The organism is Mycobacterium sp. (genome assembly GCF_036273375.1).
Classification (GTDB): Bacteria; Actinomycetota; Actinomycetes; order Mycobacteriales; family Mycobacteriaceae; genus Mycobacterium.
In genome coordinates, this window is sequence record NZ_DASUHS010000224.1 from 1 (window position 1) to 6,133 (window position 6,133).

4 protein-coding genes and 1 pseudogene are annotated in these 6,133 nt (G+C 65.2%); 3 read left to right on the top strand and 2 right to left on the bottom strand.

Annotated elements, in window-relative coordinates; all coding sequences use genetic code 11:
• Window positions 1–146: 4a-hydroxytetrahydrobiopterin dehydratase (locus tag VFW69_RS20060; RefSeq protein ID WP_526503838.1), on the bottom strand; the 146-nt coding region annotated here is incomplete at its 3' end.
• Window positions 147–275: 129 nt separating this feature from the next.
• Window positions 276–1,049 (bottom strand): cell division protein DivIVA, encoded by a 774-nt coding sequence (locus tag VFW69_RS20065; protein WP_526503832.1) that lies wholly within the window; start codon window positions 1,047–1,049, stop codon window positions 276–278.
• Between the two features lie 214 nt (window positions 1,050–1,263).
• On the opposite strand from VFW69_RS20065, the gene VFW69_RS20070 reads away from it, so the two are divergent.
• From VFW69_RS20070 to narY, 3 genes and pseudogenes are all read left to right on the top strand, one after another.
• Window positions 1,264–1,653 carry a (deoxy)nucleoside triphosphate pyrophosphohydrolase gene (locus VFW69_RS20070; protein ID WP_526503834.1) on the top strand — a complete coding sequence of 130 codons (390 nt, stop codon included), beginning with the start codon at window positions 1,264–1,266 and terminating at the stop codon, window positions 1,651–1,653.
• Window positions 1,654–2,112: 459 nt separating this feature from the next.
• Window positions 2,113–5,811 carry a nitrate reductase subunit alpha gene (locus tag VFW69_RS20075; protein ID WP_526503836.1) on the top strand — a complete coding sequence of 1,233 codons (3,699 nt, stop codon included), beginning with the start codon at window positions 2,113–2,115 and terminating at the stop codon, window positions 5,809–5,811.
• 34 nt (window positions 5,812–5,845) lie between these two features.
• A pseudogene (gene narY / locus VFW69_RS20080) lies at window positions 5,846–6,133 on the top strand (nitrate reductase subunit beta); the annotation flags it as partial.

Here is a 6,133-nt window from a genome sequence, read left to right on the forward strand (position 1 = left end):
GCGTGCTCGCCCACCCGGCGCACGGCATCGATGCCGGCGAGAAAGCTGGGAAATTTGATCGAGCGGCGCAGGGCGCCGTCGGCGCGCTCCCATCCGGTGAGATCGGGCAGTGCGGCGTCTACTTGCTCATCCGTTAACACAGCCATGCCTCGACGGTATACCGTCACTGGCCATGCCGTGAGGGATGACTTCGCAGCTGGCCAAGGGAACTTCGCAGTTGGCCAAGGGATAGGGATAGACCCCGACCATGCGACCCTTCCCGACCGAGTGGTCATTTACGAGGCAACAGCGGGACCTGGTGTCTGATTTTTCTGATCCAGCTGCACCACCACGCTTGCCTCGGGCGGGTTGTTTCGTTCTTGGTATGCCGACTCAAGGATCGTCGGAACCCTTTGCAGGTCGCGGGCTACGCCCATCAATTCTTCCAGGATCATGATTCGTTGCTGATTCGCCTCACCCAGCGCCCTCCGGACCTGCTCATCGGAAAGACGAGCTCGCTGTTTGGCGTCGGCGAGGACTTGTTCGCGCTCATGCTGGGCTTCCTCCCACGCCTCATCGATCGAGGATTGGGCTTCAGCACGCATCCTGGCGAGTTCGGCGTCGAACTCTTTTCTGGTTGCCGCACACTCGGTCTCCAGCGCTTTTCGCTGCGCGGCGATGTCCGCCAGCAACTCGCGGTGCTCTCGTCGGGCGGCCTCGGTCTCGGCCTCAGCCTCGGTGATCAGCGCTTCTACCTCGGCGCGCGACTCGTCCTGCATCTGGGAAATCTCGTCGAGCGCACGCCGCAGCAACTTCGCCATCCGGTGTTGCATCGCATAGGGCGACGGCGATGTGTCCGAGAGGAGGGTGACCTCATCCGTGAGGCAGGCGACTTCAATCCGCAGCGCGGCCGTTTCATCGCCGGATTCGTTTCGCTGGGCTCTGAGGTTCTGAACTTCGTCGATCAGGAATTTCTGCTTGGCGAGCAACACCTGGATGTAGGCGTCGACCGCAGCCGTGTCATAGCCCCTAAAGATGCGGGGGAACGTCTTTGCGGGTTCGGTGTTCATTGCCAACCCCCATTCCTGGAAGTGCCTGTTAGAGATAGTGACCGACTAGGGTCGAGTATCCCACGCCGGCGCTCAAACCGTAAGAGAGCCACTGTGCTGCAAGGGAATTCGACCCACATCGCGAGGGTTCGATGCCATTTGCGTTGAATTTGATCTCCGCGGGCCAAGGGCGTCGTGCCCGGCTGAGGGCCGCAACGGTATACCGTCACTGGCCATGCCGACCCAGATCGTCGTCGCGGGCGCCCTGATCTGCGCCTCCAAGGTCTTGGTGGCACAACGCGCCCGTCCGCCGGAGCTGGCCGGCCGCTGGGAACTGCCCGGTGGCAAAGTCGCGCCCGGTGAAACGGAGCGCGACGCGCTGGCTCGCGAGCTGGCCGAGGAGCTGGGCCTGTCAGTCGGCGACGTCACGGTGGGCGACCGGCTGGGCGACGACATCGCGGTGGACGGCTTCACGCTGCGGGCCTACCGCGTGCGCCTGATCCGGGGCGAACCCGACGCCCACGACCACCGGGCGTTGCGCTGGGTTACGGCGGCTGAGCTGCACGATCTCGACTGGGTGCCGGCCGATCGTGGCTGGTTGGGGGACCTGACCGAGGCTCTTTGAGAGCTACCTCATAACAAGTCCACAGACTTCCGGCAGCTTATGTACAGCCGCGTTGCAGGTCTTCGCAGTGAACTGAATAGAACAATATGACTTGTAATAACGACGCCACACGAAGCTGCCCTGAATGTGCGTGCCGATAGCGAGCCGAATGCTTGTGCAGACCTTTCCGTCGCGGCCACGGTGCCGGGCCGGGCCGCCTACCGGTGCGCAAAATCGATGCTCATGATGCCTTTTTCGAAGAACTGCCCTCGCGCGGCGGACCTGATTTCGCCCTCGATCCAGACCTATGCTGGTGCTGTATTGCCCTCCAACCCGCGGGCCTGCAATGCCGAGCGTCGAGCCGATCCGAGCTGGTGCGGGCGGGTGGATCACCGGGCTGACTGCCAGACACAACGCAGATGGGGCCGGACGAACGGCCTGGCGACGAGGCGCGACGCTACCGAATAGGAGGAGTACTTCTTGACTGTCACACCTCACATTGGCGGAGTCCTCGAGGAGCTCTTGGAGCGCAGTGGGCGGTTTTTCACGCCGGGCGAGATCTCCGCCGACCTGCGCACGGTCACGCGGGAGGGCGGCCGCGAAGCCGACGTGTTCTACCGCGACCGGTGGAGCCATGACAAGGTCGTTCGCTCCACGCACGGGGTGAACTGCACCGGGTCGTGCTCGTGGAAGATCTACGTCAAAGACGGGATCATCACCTGGGAGACCCAGCAGACCGACTACCCGTCGGTGGGTCCGGACCGGCCCGAGTATGAGCCGCGCGGCTGTCCGCGTGGTGCGTCGTTTTCGTGGTACAGCTACTCGCCGACCCGCGTGCGCTACCCGTACGCCCGGGGCGTGCTTGTCGAAATGTATCGGGAGGCCAAGACGCGGCTCGGCGATCCGGTGCTGGCGTGGGCCGACATCCAGGCCGATCCCGAACGCCGTCGCCGCTATCAGCAGGCCCGTGGGAAGGGCGGACTGGTTCGGGTGACGTGGGCCGAGGCCACTGAGCTGATCGCCGCCGCCCACGTGCACACCATCAAGACGTACGGACCGGATCGCGTCGCCGGATTCTCTCCGATCCCGGCGATGTCGATGGTGTCCTACACCGCCGGCTCGCGGTTCTTCGAGCTGATCGGCGCCCCCATGACGTCGTTCTACGACTGGTATGCCGACCTCCCGGTGGCCTCACCGCAGGTGTTCGGCGACCAAACCGACGTGCCCGAATCCGGGGATTGGTGGGATGCAGCGTATTTGATGATGTGGGGCTCCAACGTCCCGATCACCCGCACGCCCGACGCGCACTGGATGGCCGAGGCGCGCTACCGCGGCACCAAGGTGGTGACCGTCAGCCCGGACTACGCCGACAACACCAAGTTCGCCGATGAGTGGATGCCCTGTGCGGCCGGGACCGACGGGGCGCTGGCCATGGCGATGGGCCACGTGATCCTCTCGGAATGCTATGTGCAGAAGCAGGTTCCGTTCTTCATCGACTATTCCCGGCGCTACACCGACCTGGCGTTCCTGATCAAACTGGAAGAACGCGGCGACATGCTGGTGCCGGGAAAGAACCTCACGGCAGCGGATTTGGGGGAGGCCGTCGAGAACGCCGCGCTCAAACCCGCGGTGCTGGACGAGACGACCGATTCGGTGGTGGTGCCGCACGGCTCGCTGGGATTCCGGTACGGCGAGTCGGGCGTCGGAAAGTGGAACCTCGATCTCGGCGACCTGACGCCGGCACTCAGCGTGCGAGACGCCAGCCGCCGTAACGGGGATGACAGCAGCGCACTGGTCCACCTGCCCAGCTTCGATACCGTCGACGGCGAGGGAACGACCGTGGCGCGCGGTGTCCCGGTACGCCGTATCGGCAAGCACCTGGTGTGCACTGTCTTCGACCTGATGCTCGCCCAATACGGTGTGGCGCGGCCCCGGCTGCCCGGCGACTGGCCCACCGGCTACGACGACGCCACCCAGCAGAACACCCCGGCATGGCAGGAAGCGATCACCGGCGTGTCGGCCGCCCAGGCCATCCGGGTGGCACGGGAATTCGCGCACAGCGCCGAGGAATCCGGCGGCCGCTCGATGATCATCATGGGTGGCGGCATCTGCCACTGGTTCCACAGCGACGCGATCTACCGTGCGGTGCTGGCGCTGCTGATGCTGACGGGATCGATGGGCCGCAACGGCGGTGGGTGGGCCCACTACGTCGGCCAGGAGAAGGTTCGCCCGCTCACCGGCTTCCAGACGATGGCCATGGCAACCGACTGGGTGCGCCCGCCTCGACAGGTACCCGGCGCGTCGTATTGGTACGCGCACACCGACCAATGGCGCTACGACGGATACGGGGCGGACAAATTGGCCAGCCCGGTGGGCCGGGGCAGGTTCGCGGGCAAGCACACCATGGACCTGCTGGCGTCCGCGGTGGCCATGGGGTGGAGCCCGTATTACCCCCAATTCGACCGGTCCAGTCTGGACGTCGCCGACGAGGCACGCGCCGCCGATCGCGACGTCGCCGACTACGTCGCCGAACAGCTTGGCCAGCGCAAGCTCAAGCTCGCCGTGACCGATCCCGACAACCCCGTGAATTGGCCACGGGTGCTTACCGTTTGGCGCGCCAACCTGATCGGCTCTTCGGGCAAGGGCGGCGAGTACTTCCTGCGCCATCTGTTGGGGACCGACTCCAACGCTTCGGCGCTCCCGCCGGAGGACGGGGTGCGGCCCACCGGCGTGACGTGTGAGGGTGACATCCCCGAGGGCAAGCTCGACTTGATGATGTCGATCGACTTCCGGATGACCTCGACGACGCTGGTGTCCGACATCGTGCTGCCGGCAGCGACCTGGTATGAGAAGGCCGACATTTCCAGCACGGACATGCACCCCTACGTGCACGCGTTCAGCGCCGCGACCGATCCGCCGTGGGAAACGCGTTCGGACTTCGACGCTTTCGGTGCCATTGCCCGCGCCTTCAGCGCCATGGCCAAGAACCACCTGGGCACCCGCACCGATGTGGTGCTCACCGCACTGCAGCACGACACTCCGGATGCGATGGCCTATCCCGATGGCACCGAACAGGATTGGCTACACTCCGGCGCGACGCCGGTGCCGGGGCGCACGATGGGCAAGCTGACCGCGGTGGAGCGAGACTACACCGCCATCTACGACAAGTGGCTGACCCTGGGCCCGCTCGTCGACAAGTTCGGCGTGACCACCAAGGGCGTCACGGTGCACCCCTTCCGGGAGGTCGAGGAGCTCGCCACCAAGTTCGGGGTGCTGAAATCCGGTGTGGCAGCGGGCCGTCCGGCCGTCACCACCGCCTCGCGGATGGCCGACGTCCTGCTGCTGTTGTCGGGGACGACCAACGGGCGGCTCGCGGTCGAGGGCTTCCACGAACTCGAAAAGCGCACCGGTCAGCGGCTGGTGCACCTGGCCGAGGGCAGCGAGGACAAGCGCATCAGCTACGCCGATACCCAGGCGCGGCCCGTTCCCGTGGTCACCAGCCCGGAATGGTCGGGCAGCGAAACGGGCGGTCGTCGCTACGCGCCGTTCACCATCAACATCGAGAACCTCAAGCCGTTCCACACCCTCACCGGGCGAATGCATTTCTATCTTGCGCACGACTGGGTCGAGGAGCTCGGCGAGCACCTGCCGGTGTTCCGGCCGCCGCTGGACATGGCGCGCTTGTTCGGCCAGCCCACGCTCGGCGCATGCGAGGACGGCATCGGACTCACCGTGCGCTACCTGACGCCGCACTCGAAGTGGTCGTTCCACTCCACCTATCAGGACAACCTGTACATGCTCTCGTTGTCCCGTGGTGGCCCGACGATGTGGATGAGTCCGGGCGATGCCGCGAAAATCCAAGTGCGCGATAATGATTGGGTCGAGGCGGTGAACGTGAACGGCATCTACGTGTGCCGCGCGATCGTCTCGCACCGGATGCCCGACGGCGTGGTCTTCGTCTATCACGTCCAGGAGCGCACCGTCGACACGCCGCGCTCCGAAATCAACAACAAGCGCGGCGGTAATCACAACGCGCTCACCCGGGTGCGCATCAAGCCCAGCCACTTGGCCGGTGGCTACGGGCAACACGCGTTCGCGTTCAACTACCTGGGTCCGACCGGTAACCAGCGCGACGAGGTGACCGTCGTGCGCCGCCGCAGCCAGGAGGTGCAGTACTGATGCGCGCCAACACGACGCAGGAAGGGGGACCGCGGTGAAGGTCATGGCGCAGTTGGCGATGGTGATGAACCTCGACAAATGCATCGGTTGTCACACCTGTTCGGTGACGTGCAAACAGGCGTGGACCAACCGACCCGGTACCGAATACGTGTGGTTCAACAACGTCGAAACCCGTCCCGGACAAGGCTATCCGCGCACCTACGAGGACCAGGAGCGGTGGCGCGGCGGCTGGATCCGTGACAAGAAGGGCCGGTTGCGGCTGCGGGACGGTGGCCGCCTGCACAAACTGCTGCGGATCTTCGCCAATCCGAAGTTGCCCCTC